The following is a 16,235-nucleotide window of genomic DNA, read 5'->3' as shown; positions in this document are numbered from 1 at the left end:
TTACACCCCTGTAATCAGAACTTCTCTGACTTTTGTTTTTTTAGATAGTGCGTACTTATAATTAACATAATTAACTTCAACACGCTTACCTATTAACTGTAAAAAAGCGGTGATTTCATCAATGCTGGGAATGCCGTCTTCTCTATAAGAGATAGCAATCTTGCTGTTCTTAAAGGCGGATATACATTTAAAAAATTCCTGTGATATAAACTTCCTGTCTTCCCATGGAGATTTAGTTTTTAACATCGCCTTATTTTTGCTATTGAAATCTATTTTAGACTCCCAGTTATCATAATTCGCCAGGCCTTCCAGGAAATGATAGAAATCCATGTACATTGTTAAGCTGCCTTTTACAGGAACATAAGGCGGATCGAAATATACCAAATCGGCATTGACTTCATCATAAGCGATATGTGCAATATCACTGTTAATGGCTTTATTGGGCTTTTTGTTATCAAATATAGCGAGGTTCGCCTCTTTGATAAATTTTAAAAAATGCTGCTCGAATGGCTTATCCCAGGTTGCTTTATTACCAAAACTTCTTTTTACATCTGCCGTTCTGACGTTAAGGTTATTTCTGTGAAATAGATTATAAGGCCTTTTAGAAAGGCATGACTGGAATAAGGCCCAAAACATGATGGCTCTTTTATATTCATTATGCATCCGATGTATGTTTTGCGTTACCATGTCTAGCCATATATCTTCATCATGAAGATAATATATCCCTTCGAAGTGATCACTTATAATATTCTTATATAAATAAGAAGGATCTTTGCGCAAGACAAAATTTATATCTTCCTCATTAATTGTAATGGCGTTATTTTCAATGAAAGCTTTTGCTATTTGATAATTGAAGTGCATTTTGTCATTAGCAATGACAGTTTTACCCATGGCCTTAAACATATATGCTATAGAGGAGGTGCCAGAAAAAGCATCAAGTACAGTCTCAAAATCCAGATGCCCTAAGCAATCCGCAATCCATTTTGTTAGTTTATATTTGCTACCTTGATAGCGTGTTTTAGGAAAAATTCCTGACTGAAACGGCTCCCCCGAGAATAAATCCATCAAATCCAAGCTCATGCTGCCACCATAGAATACCCAATTACATTTTTCATTTTAAACTAATTCGTTGTCAAAAACATGTGTGCAGTATACTAAAAAGCGAGTGCCATATCCTTCGGCTTTAAATTATATTTAAAAAGCCTTCGCATATATTTATCATGACATCAAAGCAGCGAACGGTCTTTTACCCGTCATATCCTCATCTTTAGGCAATCTCCCTGTCAGGAATAGGCGTTCCATCGGGGCTATGGGCAGCTTATAAACTGAATGCAGAAGGGACTTAAACGTTCCGCCTTGTCTGTCAGAACGGCAAAGATGAAGAGGATTAATTTGTCAGGAAACTGGGCTGGGTATGTGTGGAGAGACGTGTAGCTGAGGTCGCTGAAAGAGCACCCGCCGCCGGCTAAACGCCAGCGGCGGGTAAGGGGTCAGGCTTTCTGTGTTTGTTTCTTAACCATATAACCTATACCCAGAATGACCAGCCAGACCGGAATCAACCAGACAGAAATAGCCATACCTGGCGTGATGGCCATCAGGGCTAAAATACCCGCCAGGAATACCAGGCAAACCCAGTTTCCCACCGGATAAAACAGCGCCCTGAAGCGCGTCGTTACGCCTTGCTGATCTTTCTTTTTACGGAATTTCAGGTGCGCCAGACTGATCATTGCCCAGTTAATTACCAGCGCTGAGACTACCAGCGACATCAGCAAGCCAAAAGCTTCTCCCGGCATCAGATAGTTGATTAATACACACAGCGCGGTGGCAACCGCAGACACCAGAATCGTCATCACCGGCACGCCTTGACGGTTAACGTTAAGCAGCGCTTTCGGCGCATTGCCTTGCTGTGCCAGACCAAACAGCATACGGCTGTTGCAGTAAACGCAGCTGTTATAGACCGATAACGCCGCCGTCAGGATCACCACGTTCAGAGCATTAGCCACCGTTGCATCGCCCAGCTCATGGAAGATAAAAACGAACGGGCTGGTTTCAGCGGTAACACGGGTCCACGGCATCAGCGACAGCAATACTGCCAGCGAACCGATATAAAAAATCAGAATACGCCACAAGACCTGGTTAGTTGCTTTCGGAATGCTGGTTTCCGGGTTGTCGGCTTCTGCTGCCGTTATGCCAACCAACTCCAGCCCACCAAACGAGAACATGATGATCGCTATCACCATCACCAATCCACTCAGACCGTTCGGGAAGAATCCGCCTTGCTCCCACAGGTTCCTGACTGTGGCTTGTGGACCGCCGTGGCCGCTAAACAACAGCCAGCCCCCAAACAGGATCATGCCAATCACCGCGATAACTTTAATGATGGCAAACCAGAACTCCATCTCGCCAAATACTTTGACGTTAGTCAGGTTGATGGCATTAATCATCACGAAGAAGATGGCCGCAGAAGCCCAGGTGGGAAAATCAGGCCACCAGAACTGAATGTATTTGCCGACTGCGGTGAGCTCGGCCATCGCAACCAGCACATACAGAACCCAGTAATTCCAGCCTGAAGCGAAACCGGCGAAGTTACCCCAGTACTTATAGGCAAAATGGCTAAAGCTACCGGCGACCGGCTCTTCAACCGCCATTTCTCCTAACTGACGCATGATAAGAAAAGCGATAAAGCCGGCAATGGCATAACCCAGAATAACGGCCGGTCCGGCGGACTTAATGACTGATGCGCTGCCCAGAAACAGGCCGGTTCCTACCGCGCCACCCAGCGCGATCAGCTGAATATGGCGGTTCTTAAGCCCGCGCTTCAGCGTGTCGCCGTGCTGTTGTTCCATACAAACCTCATGATGTTTTTATTCTTCGTTTGCAGCGCAAATTCGCTGTAAGGAAGTGGTTACATTAACGTATTGATTTTTTTACGGTATCAGGCGTGCTGTATGTTGCCCATTGCTACCCTGGCGACAAGAATAGTGATAAGCGCATCGCTTTGCACCTGCTTTCGCTTTGCGTGCTGAGAGTTGACTGAAAAAACACCGTAGCGCTGCGATCAAAGCGGGCAAATTTTTTGCCACGAGAAAACATTTCATACGCATACGATTGCCTTATGGTAAACCGTATCTGGAACCGCTAATCGCGCGTAAAATGTGATAAAAGCGAAAAAATTTAACATTTCCCGCGACAGCAATTTTTCATATTTTTAACGCTAAGTTAGCGTCAGAGCGCGCACTCGCGGGATTTTTGGCGCCCGTTCCCATATAGACACAAGGTGAATACTTTGTTACTTTACGCACTCCATTTTGAAATTGGTATTACCAATTTACTCCGGACGATTGGCATAGATAAGAAGGGAAGATGGCTTACAGTAAGATTCGCCAACCCAAGCTCTCCGATGCAATTGAGCAACAGCTTGAATCCCTGATTATGGAAGGGACCCTGCATCCGGGGGAGAAGCTGCTCCCCGAGCGCGAACTCGCCAAACAATTCGATGTCTCACGTCCATCGCTCCGCGAAGCTATCCAGCGTTTAGAAGCGAAAGGATTGTTGCTGCGTCGTCAGGGCGGCGGGACGTTTGTACAGGAACATCTCTGGCAAAGCATGAGCGATCCGCTCGTTGAGCTTCTCGCCGACCATCCGGAATCACAGTTTGACCTGCTGGAAACGCGTCACGCGCTTGAAGGTATTGCTGCTTATTACGCGGCGCTACGTGGCACGGAAGAAGATATACAGCGTATTCGTGTCTGTCATATTCAGATTCAGCAGGCGCAAGAAAGCGGCGATTTAGACGCCGAAGCGGACGCAGTAATGCAGTATCAGATCGCTGTCACAGAAGCGGCCCATAATGTCGTGCTTTTGCATTTGCTACGCTCCATGGGTCCTATGCTGGAAAAAAACGTCCGCCAGAATTTTGAATTACTCTACTCGCGTCGGGAAATGCTGGCGAAAGTGAGTGGTCACCGCGCCAGAATATTTGAGGCGATTGTGGCTCGTGAGCCGGAACAAGCACGCGAGGCTTCACACCGTCACCTGGCGTTCATTGAGGAAATCTTGCTGGACAGAAGTCGGGAGCAGAGCCGTCGAGAACGCTCCCTACGTCGTTTACAGCAACGTAAGGAATAACGTGCGACAAAGATCGTGCGGACATGTGCGACGAGCCTGTCTCTTTTTGCTTCACAGGCTCCCGATTATTCAACGTATTAGACACAGATAAGGAACACACCCATGTCAGAACGTTTACACAATGACGTGGATCCGATTGAAACTCGTGACTGGCTACAGGCGATCGAATCGGTCATCCGTGAAGAAGGTGTAGAACGTGCGCAGTACCTGATTGATCAGGTACTGGGTGCAGCCCGCAAAGGCGGCGTGAAAGTTGCTGCCGGTTCATCTGCAATCAGCAACTACATCAACTCTATTGCCGTTGAAGATGAACCGGATTATCCGGGCAATACCTCTCTTGAGCGTCGTATCCGTTCCGCAATCCGCTGGAACGCCATCATGTCGGTGCTGCGCGCATCGAAAAAAGATCTGGAGCTGGGCGGCCATCTCTCTTCTTTTCAGTCTTCTGCCACTATCTTTGAAGTGTGTTTTAACCACTTCTTCCGCGCGCGCAATGACAAAGACGGCGGTGACCTGGTTTACTTCCAGGGCCATATTTCACCGGGCATCTATGCGCGTGCGTTCCTCGAAGGGCGTTTGACCGAAGAGCAGATGAACAACTTCCGCCAGGAAGTACATGGCAATGGCCTGTCATCCTATCCGCATCCGAAACTGATGCCGGAATTCTGGCAGTTCCCAACCGTTTCCATGGGCCTTGGCCCACTGTCGGCAATCTATCAGGCGAAATTCCTGAAATATCTGGAACATCGCGGCCTGAAAGACACCTCAGCGCAAACCGTTTACGCCTTCTTGGGTGATGGTGAGATGGATGAGCCAGAATCTAAAGGTGCAATTACCATTGCTACCCGTGAAAAACTGGATAACCTGGTGTTCATCATCAACTGCAACCTGCAGCGTCTGGATGGTCCGGTTACTGGTAATGGCAAAATTATCAATGAACTGGAAGGCATCTTTGCTGGTGCTGGCTGGGAAGTTATCAAGGTTATTTGGGGGGGCCGCTGGGATGAGCTGCTGCGTAAAGACACCAGCGGTAAACTGATCCAGCTGATGAATGAAACCGTTGACGGCGACTATCAGACCTTCAAGTCACGCGACGGTGCCTATGTGCGTGAGCACTTCTTCGGTAAATATCCCGAAACTGCCGAGCTGGTTAAAGACATGTCCGATGATGAAATCTGGGCACTGAACCGTGGCGGTCACGATCCGAAGAAAATCTACGCGGCGCTGAAAAAGGCGCAGGAAACCAAAGGTAAACCGGTTCTGATTCTGGCGCACACCATCAAAGGTTATGGTATGGGCGACACCGCGGAAGGCAAAAACATTGCCCACCAGGTGAAAAAGATGAATATGGACGGTGTGCGTTACATCCGCGATCGCTTCAATGTACCGGTGGCCGATGACAAGATTGAAAATCTGCCTTATGTGACATTTGAAAAAGGCTCCGAAGAGTACAGCTATCTCCATGGCCAGCGTGAAAAACTGGGTGGTTATCTGCCTACACGCCAGGCGAAATTTACAGAGAAGCTGGAAATGCCGACGCTGGAAGATTTCGGTGCGCTGCTGGAAGAGCAGAACAAAGAAATTTCTACCACGATTGCTTTCGTGCGTGCGCTGAACGTGATGCTGAAGCACAAATCGATCAAAGATCGTCTGGTTCCGATCCTGGCGGACGAAGCGCGTACCTTTGGTATGGAAGGTCTGTTCCGTCAGATTGGTATTTATAGCCCGAACGGTCAGCAGTATACGCCGCAGGACCGCGAGCAGGTTGCTTATTATAAAGAAGACGAGAAAGGTCAGATTCTGCAGGAAGGCATCAACGAGCTGGGTGCAGGTTCATCCTGGCTGGCGGCGGCGACCTCTTACAGCACGAATAACCTGCCGATGATCCCGTTCTACATCTATTACTCAATGTTTGGTTTCCAGCGTATTGGTGATTTGATGTGGCTGGCGGGCGACCAACAGGCACGCGGTTTCCTGGTTGGTGGCACGTCTGGACGTACTACGCTGAATGGTGAAGGTTTGCAGCACGAAGATGGTCACAGCCACATTCAGTCGCTGACTATCCCGAACTGTATTTCTTACGATCCGTCTTACGCCTACGAAGTGGCAGTTATCATGCAAGACGGCCTGACTCGCATGTATGGCGAAGCGCAGGAAAATATTTACTACTACATCACCACGCTGAACGAAAACTACCATATGCCGGCGATGCCGAAAGGTGCTGAAGAGGGCATCCGCAAAGGTATCTACAAGCTGGAGACAGTGGAAGGCAGCAAAGGTAAAGTTCAGCTGCTGGGTTCAGGTTCAATCCTGCGTCATGTACGTGAGGCGGCGCAGATCCTGGCGAAAGACTATGGCATCTGTTCTGACGTCTACAGCGTAACCTCATTCACCGAACTGGCGCGTGATGGCCAGGATTGTGAACGCTGGAATATGCTGCATCCGACTGAAGAGGCACGTGTGCCTTATATCGCACAGGTCATGAACGATGCGCCAGCGGTTGCGTCTACCGACTATATGAAGCTGTTTGCTGAGCAGGTTCGCAGCTATATACCAGCCAGCGATTATCGCGTGCTGGGCACCGACGGCTTTGGCCGTTCGGACAGCCGTGAGAACCTGCGTCATCACTTCGAAGTGGATGCTTCTTACGTGGTGGTTGCGGCACTGGGTGAACTGGCTAAACGTGGCGAAGTTGATAAAAAAGCAGTAGCGGAAGCCATCGTTAAGTTCAATATCGATGCCGATAAAGTTAACCCGCGTCTGGCTTAAGAGGTAAAAGAGTAATGGCTATAGAAATTAAGGTACCGGACATCGGGTCTGATGAAGTTGAAGTCACCGAGATTCTGGTCAAAATTGGCGATAAGGTAGAAGCCGAGCAGTCACTGATTACTGTGGAAGGCGACAAAGCTTCGATGGAAGTGCCTTCACCGCAGGCTGGCGTGGTAAAAGAGATTAAAATCGCTACCGGCGATAAAGTCGAAACCGGCTCGCTGATCATGATGTTTGATGCCGAAGGTGCAGCGGAAGCGGCACCGGCGCCAGCAGAAGAGAAAAAAGCCGAAGCCGCACCGGCACCTGCTGCTTCAACTGCCAGCAAAGACGTCAATGTGCCTGATATTGGCGGTGATGAAGTTGAAGTCACCGAGATTCTGGTGAAGGTCGGGGACAAAGTTGAAGCCGAACAATCGCTGATCGTCGTTGAAGGTGACAAAGCGTCAATGGAAGTTCCGGCTCCGTTCGCCGGGGTGGTAAAAGAGATTAAAATCGCTACCGGCGACAAAGTGAATACCGGCTCTCACATTATGGTATTTGAAGCTGAAGGCGCAGCACCAGCCGCGGCGGCCAGGCCAGAAGTGACAGAGGAAGCCGCGACGGCACCCGCCGCCGCAGCGGGCGCAAAAGACGTTAACGTGCCAGATATTGGCGGCGATGAAGTTGAAGTGACCGAAGTGCTGGTAAAAGTTGGCGACAAAATTGAAGCTGAGCAATCACTGATTGTGGTTGAAGGCGACAAGGCGTCGATGGAGGTCCCTGCTCCGTTCGCCGGCACAGTGAAAGAACTGAAAGTGGCGACGGGCGATAAAGTCAGCACCGGCTCACTTATCATGGTGTTTGAAGTGGAAGGCGCAGCCCCTGCGGCAGCGAAACAGGAAGCCGCAGCCCCTGCGAAAACGGAAGCTAAACCGGCAGCAGCGGCACCAGCGCCAACAGAAGCCAAAGGCGAATTCGCTGAGAACGATGCTTACGTCCATGCCACGCCGGTTATCCGCCGTCTGGCACGTGAGTTCGGCGTTAACCTGGCAAAAGTCAAAGGCACGGGCCGCAAAGGCCGCATCCTGAAAGAGGACGTGCAGTCTTACGTTAAAGATGCGGTGAAACGCGCCGAAGCCGCACCGACCGCGACCAGCGGTGGCGGATTGCCCGGTATGCTGCCATGGCCGAAGGTAGACTTCAGCAAGTTTGGCGAAATCGAAGAAGTGGAACTGGGTCGTATCCAGAAAATTTCGGGAGCGAATCTGAGCCGTAACTGGGTGGTCATTCCGCACGTTACGCATTTCGACAAAACCGATATTACCGATCTGGAAGCTTTCCGTAAGCAACAGAACGCCGAAGCTGAGAAGCGTAAGCTGGATGTGAAATACACCCCTGTGGTGTTTATCATGAAAGCGGTTGCGGCTGCTCTTGAGCAGATGCCACGCTTCAATAGTTCACTGTCGGAAGATGCGCAGAAACTGACGCTGAAAAAATACATCAATATCGGGGTGGCGGTTGATACGCCAAATGGACTGGTTGTTCCCGTCTTTAAAGATGTGAACAAAAAAGGCATCACCGAGCTGTCGCGTGAGCTGATGGCAACCTCGAAAAAAGCGCGTGACGGCAAGCTGACGGCGGGGGATATGCAGGGCGGATGCTTCACTATTTCCAGCCTGGGCGGCCTGGGAACGACGCACTTTGCGCCGATTGTTAATGCGCCGGAAGTGGCTATCCTTGGCGTTTCCAAATCTGCGATGGAGCCGGTGTGGAATGGTAAAGAGTTTATGCCTCGTCTGATGATGCCAATCTCTCTTTCCTTTGATCACCGCGTGATTGACGGTGCTGATGGTGCGCGTTTCATCACCATTATCGGCAATATGCTGTCAGACATTCGTCGTCTGGTAATGTAAAGATAAAAAAGGCCGGCTGATGCCGGCCTTCTTGTAGGCATTCGTGGCACCGCGGTTGGCAGTTTGTTAACAATTCTGTAAACTCTTGCGGTGAAAGTGTCCCGGTGGAAGAAGGGCATTCTGAGCCTATTCCATTAGGCGTAACTGGCGCAGTCAGTTTGTGGCAGGCCTGCGCTCAGGCTCCGCACCGTACTGGATGTACGTGAGGTGTTTGAGTACTGCCCGTTCGCAAAATGGCCAGTGAACTCGCCTAATGGGATAGGCTCAACGTCTGACCCGCCGGAAATCTAATAAGAGGTCATGATGAGTACAGAGATTAAAACTCAAGTCGTGGTACTTGGGGCTGGTCCTGCAGGTTACTCTGCAGCCTTCCGTTGCGCTGATTTAGGTCTGGAAACCGTACTGGTCGAACGTTACAACACCCTCGGCGGTGTTTGTCTGAACGTAGGCTGTATCCCGTCTAAAGCGCTGCTGCACGTCGCGAAAGTGATCGAAGAGGCGAAAGCGCTCGAAGAACACGGCATCGTGTTTGGTCAGCCATCTACTGATATTAACAAAATTCGCAGCTGGAAAGATAAAGTTATCAACCAGTTGACTGGCGGCCTCGCGGGCATGGCGAAGGGGCGTAAAGTCAAAGTGGTAAATGGCCTGGGTAAATTCACCGGTGCCAACACGCTGGTAGTAGAAGGTGAGGGTGGCGCAACCACCATTAACTTTGATAACGCCATTATTGCTGCGGGTTCACGTCCAATCGAACTGCCATTTATTCCTCATGACGATCCACGCGTGTGGGATTCAACCGATGCGCTGGCATTGAAAGAGGTGCCTAAGCGTCTGCTGGTAATGGGCGGCGGTATCATCGGTCTGGAAATGGCCACCGTTTATCACGCACTGGGTTCAAAAATTGACGTGGTCGAGATGTTCGATCAGGTTATTCCTGCCGCTGATAAAGACGTGGTAAAAGTCTTTACCAAACGTATTAGCAAACAGTTTAACCTGATGCTGGAAACCAAAGTGACGGCTGTCGAAGCAAAAGACGACGGCGTTTACGTTTCTATGGAAGGGAAAAAAGCACCGGCTGATGCCCAGCGTTACGACGCCGTGCTGGTGGCGATTGGTCGCGTACCGAACGGTAAAGGCCTTGATGCTGGTAAAGCGGGCGTGGAAGTCGATGACCGTGGCTTTATCCGCGTTGATAAGCAAATGCGTACTAACGTGCCGCATATCTACGCTATCGGCGATATTGTGGGTCAACCGATGCTGGCGCATAAAGGCGTCCATGAAGGTCATGTGGCGGCAGAAGTGATTTCAGGTCTGAAGCATTACTTCGATCCGAAAGTGATCCCGTCTATTGCCTACACCGAGCCGGAAGTTGCCTGGGTTGGCCTGACCGAGAAAGAAGCGAAAGAGAAAGGCATCAGCTATGAAACCGCCACGTTCCCGTGGGCTGCTTCTGGCCGCGCTATCGCTTCTGATTGTGCAGACGGTATCACCAAGCTGATTTTCGACAAAGAAACGCACCGCGTGATTGGTGGCGCGATTGTCGGGACGAACGGCGGCGAGCTGTTAGGCGAAATCGGTCTGGCGATTGAGATGGGCTGCGATGCAGAAGATATTGCTCTGACCATCCATGCTCACCCAACGCTGCATGAATCTGTCGGTCTGGCGGCAGAAATGTTTGAAGGCAGCATCACCGACTTGCCAAATGCAAAAGCGAAAAAGAAATAAGCGCTTTTAGCCTGTAAATTAACGGCTCCGTAAGGGGCCGTTTTTTATATAACTTTTCACAGAATAAATAAAAGTGTGCCTGAGCGGCCTCAGTCTTGGCTTAAGCGTTTGCTGGTCTTCCCGGCATTTCCGGTCCCAGCCCGCAGAGCATAACCAGAAGTTAGTGAATAAACGGACTGGGATGGCGCGAAGTTATGATACTCCCACAGCAGACAGGGCATGGGTGCCGGTTTTAGCCCAGGGCGGTGGTCGCTTAACCGCTCAGTTGCCAGCCAGCTTTATCCTCTGAAAGCTCACCGCGCGGCAACCGATGTTATGCTGCATCCGATGAATGCTGCTCAGCCTGACGAGAAAAGCGTCAGGCTGCACGCCATCTCCTTGCGACAGTCGGGGAAGCCATTCATCTCTAATTTCGTCAGTGACAGCGAAAAACGCGGAAATGTCCTGCCTTGCTTTTTTTTGTTTCAGCCGCGTTTTCCAGTTCATTCTGCTGCAGAAGCTAGCAATGTTGCTTTTTTGTAAACAGATTAACAATCGAGCGAAATCCTGCTATGCTGCCCCACGCGGAACCGGGCACCTTACCCTACTCACGGAATGCTTTGTCATTAGGGTGCACCGGAAACCCATACAATGAGAGCGAGGAGAACGTCGTGCTAGAAGAATACCGTAAGCACGTTGCTGAGCGTGCAGCCCAGGGGATCGTACCTAAGCCTTTAGATGCTTCCCAAATGGCCGCGCTGGTTGAACTGCTAAAAACCCCACCTGCGGGTGAAGAAGAATTTTTGATCGATCTGTTGGTCAACCGTGTCCCACCCGGCGTCGATGAAGCGGCGTATGTTAAGGCTGGATTCCTGGCGGCTGTCGCTAAGGGTGAAGCAACCTCTCCTCTGGTATCCCCTGAAAAAGCGGTTGAACTGCTTGGCACCATGCAAGGCGGTTACAACATCCATCCGCTGATTGAAGCCCTTGATGATGCCAAACTGGCCCCTGTCGCCGCGAAAGAACTTTCGCACACGCTGCTAATGTTCGACAGCTTCTACGATGTTGAAGAGAAAGCTAAAGCGGGCAACGAATATGCTAAGCAGGTGATGCAATCCTGGGCTGATGCTGAATGGTATCTGTCTCGCCCGGAACTGGCAGAAAAAATCACCGTGACGGTTTTCAAAGTGACGGGTGAAACCAACACGGATGATCTGTCTCCGGCCCCGGATGCCTGGTCACGTCCAGACATTCCCCTGCACGCATTAGCGATGCTGAAAAATGCCCGTGAAGGCATTGAGCCGGATGAAGCAGGCAATATCGGCCCCATCAAACAGATTGAAGCGCTGCAGGCCAAAGGTTTCCCGCTGGCTTATGTTGGTGACGTTGTCGGTACCGGTTCATCGCGTAAATCCGCCACCAACTCGGTGCTGTGGTTTATGGGTGACGACATCCCGAACGTGCCAAATAAAAAAGGCGGCGGCGTGGTGCTGGGCGGCAAAATCGCACCTATCTTCTTCAACACCATGGAAGATGCGGGTGCGCTGCCAATTGAAGTCGATGTTAACGAAATGAATATGGGTGATGTTATCGACATCTATCCATACAAAGGCGAAGTGCGTAACCACGAAACCGGCGACCTGCTGGCCAGCTTCGAGCTGAAAACGGACGTGCTGATTGATGAAGTACGCGCTGGTGGCCGTATTCCGCTGATTATCGGTCGCGGCCTGACCAGCAAAGCGCGTGAGTCGCTTGGTTTGCCACACAGCACTCTGTTCCGTCAGGCGAAGGACGTGGTGAAAAGCACTCGCGGTTACTCGCTGGCGCAAAAAATGGTAGGCCGTGCTTGTGGTACTGAAGGCGTCCGTCCTGGTGCCTATTGTGAACCAAAAATGACGTCAGTGGGTTCGCAGGACACCACCGGGCCAATGACCCGTGATGAACTGAAGGATCTGGCGTGCCTTGGCTTCTCTGCCGATTTGGTGATGCAGTCGTTCTGCCACACCGCTGCTTACCCGAAACCGGTTGACGTCAATACTCACCATACGCTGCCAGACTTCATTATGAACCGTGGCGGCGTTTCGCTGCGTCCTGGCGACGGCGTGATCCACTCATGGCTGAACCGTATGCTGCTGCCTGATACCGTCGGCACAGGTGGTGATTCCCATACGCGTTTCCCCATTGGTATTTCGTTCCCGGCGGGTTCTGGCCTGGTAGCATTTGCGGCTGCGACTGGCGTAATGCCGCTCGATATGCCGGAATCAGTGCTGGTGCGTTTCAAAGGTAAAATGGAACCGGGTATTACTCTGCGCGATCTGGTACATGCGATCCCGCTGTACGCGATCAAGCAAGGTTTGCTGACCGTTGAGAAGAAAGGTAAGAAAAACATCTTCTCTGGTCGCATCCTCGAAATCGAAGGTTTACCGGACCTGAAAGTTGAGCAGGCGTTTGAACTGACCGATGCGTCAGCCGAACGTTCTGCCGCTGGCTGTACCATCAAGCTGGATCAGGCACCGATCAAGGAATATCTGAGCTCTAATATCGTGCTGTTGAAGTGGATGATTGCAGAAGGCTACGGCGATCGTCGCACGCTGGAGCGTCGTATCGAAGGTATGCAGAAATGGCTGGACGAACCACAGCTGCTCGAAGCCGATGCGGATGCCGAATACGCCGCCATTATCGACATCGATCTGGCTGAGATCAAAGAGCCGATTCTGTGTGCACCAAACGATCCTGACGACGCGCGTTGGTTGTCCGACGTACAGGGCGAGAAAATTGACGAAGTGTTCATCGGTTCGTGTATGACCAACATTGGTCACTTCCGTGCGGCGGGTAAATTGCTCGACAGCCATAAAGGTCAGTTGCCGACGCGTCTTTGGGTGGCTCCGCCAACTAAAATGGATGCGGCTCAGCTGACAGAAGAGGGCTATTACAGCGTGTTTGGTAAGAGCGGCGCGCGTATCGAGATCCCCGGCTGTTCACTGTGCATGGGTAACCAGGCGCGTGTAGCGGATGGCGCAACGGTGGTATCGACTTCCACCCGTAACTTCCCGAACCGTCTGGGCACCGGCGCGAACGTCTTCCTGGCGTCAGCAGAGCTGGCTGCGGTATCGTCACTGTTAGGTAAATTGCCTACCCCGGACGAATATCAGCAGTTCATGGCGCAGGTGGATAAAACTGCCAGCGACACATACCGCTACCTCAACTTCGACCAGTTAAATCAGTACACTGAAAAAGCCGACGGTGTGATTTTCCAGACTGCGGTTTGATCCCTCACAGGAAGCAAAAAGGGGCGACGATTCGCCCCTTTTTTTCGTCCAGAGCAGGCGGGGTATCGCCAGGAAAAACTGGATTTCGCCGCATAGCCTGTAATAATGCGCGCCTTGTCACACTTTGTTGCTGAGTCAGCGTTAACACTCAGAGAAAGCAACGTGACGCAACAACGTTGAGAGGAAAAGGCGATGGAATATGAGTTCTTACGCGATGTGACGGGCCAGATAAAGGTGCGCATGTCGATGGATCACGAAGCGGTCGGTCACTGGTTCAATGAAGAGGTCCGAAATGATCCCGGCTTACTGGATGAAGTCGAGGCCGCCGCTGAGGATGTAAAGGGAAGCGTGCGGCAATGGCAGCGCATCGGCAGCGAATACACGCTTTTGCTGGATGAAGAAGAGGTGATGATTCGTGCCAACCTGCTGGCGCTGGAAGATGACGGCATGGAAGAGGGCATGAATTATTACGACGAAGAGAGCCTGTCATTCTGTGGCGTCGAAGATTTTCTGGCGGTGATCGCCGCTTATCGTCAGTTTTTGCAGCAATACGGCAGCAAAAACTGAGCGGCTTGCACCGCCCCTGCATTCAGAGGAGCGATGCGCCGCCGCATATCACCAGCTCCTGACCGGTAATCGCTGCCGCAGCGGGCGACAATAAAAAACTCACCACTTCAGCCACTTCCTGCGGCTGGATATAGCGACCAATCGGCGGCAATTTGGGCGGCGAGCTCTCTCGTCCCGGCTGTTTTAGCATCGACGTTTCCGTTGCGCCCGGCGCCACAATATTTGCCGTAACGCCGCGCGGCGCCAGTTCTGCCGCCCAGCTCCGTACCATGCCCACCATCGCCGACTTGGTGGCAACATACTGGCTTCGACCGGCCGCACCACGTGAGGTGCGGCTGCCGAGCAGTACCATCCTGCCGCCTGGCTGCATTTGCGGAGCGTAATGGTTCGCCAGCTGTTCCGCCGCCGCGATATGTAACTGCCACAATCGCGCGCTGGCGTTCAAATCCAGTTCGCCCAGCGGTGCGGCCTGCATCATTCCAGCAGCATGAACCACGGCTTGCGGTACAGGCAGCTGTGCCAGTAACGTCTGCAGCGCTGTGGCGTCACTAATATCTACCTGATAAGTGCGTAGCGCCGGATGCTCGTGCTGAATCGCCGAACGGCTCAGGCCGATCACTTGCCAGCCCTGTGCCAGCAACGTGCTAGCAATTGCCTGACCGATGCCCGAGCTGGCGCCGGTGACCAGCGCCGTTTTAGCCATCACGCGTCACCGCCTTGTACCCAGGACTCCTTCACACGCACATATTTAATCGCCTGGCGGAAATAGGTGTAAGCGATATGCAACTCGCCGTCTGCGCCCTGTTTGATACTGGGGTATGAGAACTCACGGTTTAACTTCTGCTGCGAATTGTTAGTCATGCAATAGCCATCGCCCTCATCCAGATTGCGCTGCAACGGCCAGCTTTTACCGCCATCGCGAGAGATCGCCAGCGTCATTGGCGCACGCGGCGCTCCCCAGAACGCGCTGCGACCGGAACGCACCACCGGTTCAACGGCCACCGCTACGGCAACATCATCGTCATCATCTTCGATCTCGTCATACAGCGACAGGCGACGCTCGCTGGCTCCTTCGGCGCTCATGGCGTTGAATACCAGCGCCAGATGGCCGTTGCGCAGGGTGGTAACCTGAATCGATGAGTTGTTGTTGGGCAATGACAGCGGCTGTGGCGCGCTCCAGCTTTCGCCATGATCGACAGAACGGCTTTGATAAATATGATCGGCCCAGCGGCTGCGATACAGCGCCAGCAGCGAACCGTCATCCAGTAATGTAACGTTCATGTGCACGCAGCCGATACTGTCAGGTACGGCAACATCACGCCAGGTCTGGCCTTTATCCTCAGAAATCTTCACGGCGCTGACGTCATAACTGCCCACCCATTTTTCGCCCGGCTGTGTCAGGCAGTAAAACACTGGCAGCAGCCAGTTGCCATTAGGCAGCACGATCATTGGCTGACGGATAAAGGTGCCGGGTTTATTCAGCAGCGTGTCAATGGCGCCCCAGCTGCGACCAAAGTCACGTGACTGGCGATAACGCACGATCGCGGTGTCCTGATTGCCCGATTTTTGTGCCGTCCACATTAGCCACAACACCTGATCAGGATCGAGGAACAGTACGGGATTTTGCTCTGATCGGCTGGGATCGTCCGACAGCTTTTCAGCATCACTCCACTGTTTGCTGCCATTGACCAACCGCGAACACCACACTGAAATATCCGCAATCCCTTCCTGAGTGCCACCAAACCAGACGCAAAGCAGATCGCCATTCGGCAGTGGCAACAAATTTGCAGCATGATTTTGTACGCAGTGTGAAGGCAGCATCGCGACCTGCTGCGCGGCATCCTGCGGATGGGGTGCGACCTGGCCGGTGCGCTCTACGGTGACGGTTTCCTGAGTCATT

General features: G+C 51.8%; 10 protein-coding genes. 6 read left to right on the top strand and 4 right to left on the bottom strand.

Going from position 1 to position 16,235, the window contains the following annotated elements; all coding sequences use genetic code 11:
• Together H2P46_RS03380 and aroP are read right to left on the bottom strand one after the other, a co-directional pair.
• Positions 1-1,080, bottom strand: coding sequence for a DNA adenine methylase (locus tag H2P46_RS03380; protein WP_193403786.1), 1,080 nt, complete (start codon positions 1,078-1,080; stop codon positions 1-3).
• 410 nt (positions 1,081-1,490) lie between these two features.
• Positions 1,491-2,846: an aromatic amino acid transporter AroP gene (aroP, locus tag H2P46_RS03375; RefSeq protein WP_193403785.1), complete on the bottom strand. Its 1,356-nt coding sequence runs from the start codon at positions 2,844-2,846 to the stop codon at positions 1,491-1,493.
• A gap of 517 nt (positions 2,847-3,363) precedes the next feature.
• On the opposite strand from aroP, the gene pdhR reads away from it, so the two are divergent.
• The 6 genes from pdhR to yacL all read left to right on the top strand — a co-directional run bounded on the left by pdhR (position 3,364) and on the right by yacL (position 14,335).
• Positions 3,364-4,128 (top strand): pyruvate dehydrogenase complex transcriptional repressor PdhR, encoded by a 765-nt coding sequence (pdhR, locus tag H2P46_RS03370; RefSeq protein ID WP_193403784.1) that lies wholly within the window; start codon positions 3,364-3,366, stop codon positions 4,126-4,128.
• Positions 4,129-4,230: 102 nt separating this feature from the next.
• Entirely contained in the window at positions 4,231-6,897 is a 2,667-nt protein-coding gene (gene aceE / locus H2P46_RS03365) for a pyruvate dehydrogenase (acetyl-transferring), homodimeric type (RefSeq protein ID WP_193403783.1), read from the top strand.
• A 14-nt stretch (positions 6,898-6,911) separates the two neighbouring features.
• Positions 6,912-8,792 carry a pyruvate dehydrogenase complex dihydrolipoyllysine-residue acetyltransferase gene (gene aceF, locus H2P46_RS03360; protein ID WP_193403782.1) on the top strand — a complete coding sequence of 627 codons (1,881 nt, stop codon included), beginning with the start codon at positions 6,912-6,914 and terminating at the stop codon, positions 8,790-8,792.
• A gap of 303 nt (positions 8,793-9,095) precedes the next feature.
• Entirely contained in the window at positions 9,096-10,520 is a 1,425-nt protein-coding gene (gene lpdA, locus H2P46_RS03355) for a dihydrolipoyl dehydrogenase (RefSeq protein ID WP_193403943.1), read from the top strand.
• 650 nt (positions 10,521-11,170) lie between these two features.
• Complete coding sequence (gene acnB, locus H2P46_RS03350; RefSeq protein WP_193403781.1) at positions 11,171-13,768, top strand: bifunctional aconitate hydratase 2/2-methylisocitrate dehydratase; 2,598 nt, start codon at positions 11,171-11,173, stop codon at positions 13,766-13,768.
• Positions 13,769-13,960: 192 nt separating this feature from the next.
• A complete protein-coding gene (gene yacL / locus H2P46_RS03345; RefSeq protein ID WP_193403780.1) occupies positions 13,961-14,335 on the top strand; it encodes a protein YacL in 375 nt (124 codons plus the stop codon).
• A 22-nt stretch (positions 14,336-14,357) separates the two neighbouring features.
• Here yacL and H2P46_RS03340 read toward each other — a convergent pair whose 3' ends face one another.
• Together H2P46_RS03340 and H2P46_RS03335 are read right to left on the bottom strand one after the other, a co-directional pair.
• The gene (locus tag H2P46_RS03340) at positions 14,358-15,038 is read right to left on the bottom strand and encodes an SDR family NAD(P)-dependent oxidoreductase (RefSeq protein ID WP_193403942.1); all 681 of its coding nucleotides are present in this window, start codon (positions 15,036-15,038) and stop codon (positions 14,358-14,360) included.
• Positions 15,038-16,234 (bottom strand): sialidase family protein, encoded by a 1,197-nt coding sequence (locus tag H2P46_RS03335; RefSeq protein ID WP_193403779.1) that lies wholly within the window; start codon positions 16,232-16,234, stop codon positions 15,038-15,040. Before H2P46_RS03335 ends, H2P46_RS03340 begins: the two co-directional genes overlap by 1 nt.
• Position 16,235: the final 1 nt, after the last annotated feature.

Source organism: Mixta mediterraneensis (genome assembly GCF_014946725.1).
Classification (GTDB): domain Bacteria; phylum Pseudomonadota; class Gammaproteobacteria; order Enterobacterales; family Enterobacteriaceae; genus Pantoea; species Pantoea mediterraneensis.
This window is presented reverse-complemented; position numbering and strand designations above follow the sequence as displayed.

Bases quoted from the DNA above. Each gene is read 5' to 3' on its own strand.
- H2P46_RS03380 (WP_193403786.1), bottom strand. From the start codon at position 1,080: ATGAGCTTGGATTTGATGGATTTATTCTCGGGGGAGCCGTTTCAGTCA.
- aroP (WP_193403785.1), bottom strand. From the start codon at position 2,846: ATGGAACAACAGCACGGCGACACGCTGAAGCGCGGGCTTAAGAACCGC.
- pdhR (WP_193403784.1), top strand. From the start codon at position 3,364: ATGGCTTACAGTAAGATTCGCCAACCCAAGCTCTCCGATGCAATTGAG.
- aceE (WP_193403783.1), top strand. From the start codon at position 4,231: ATGTCAGAACGTTTACACAATGACGTGGATCCGATTGAAACTCGTGAC.
- aceF (WP_193403782.1), top strand. From the start codon at position 6,912: ATGGCTATAGAAATTAAGGTACCGGACATCGGGTCTGATGAAGTTGAA.
- lpdA (WP_193403943.1), top strand. From the start codon at position 9,096: ATGAGTACAGAGATTAAAACTCAAGTCGTGGTACTTGGGGCTGGTCCT.
- yacL (WP_193403780.1), top strand. From the start codon at position 13,961: ATGGAATATGAGTTCTTACGCGATGTGACGGGCCAGATAAAGGTGCGC.
- H2P46_RS03340 (WP_193403942.1), bottom strand. From the start codon at position 15,038: ATGGCTAAAACGGCGCTGGTCACCGGCGCCAGCTCGGGCATCGGTCAG.
- H2P46_RS03335 (WP_193403779.1), bottom strand. From the start codon at position 16,234: ATGACTCAGGAAACCGTCACCGTAGAGCGCACCGGCCAGGTCGCACCC.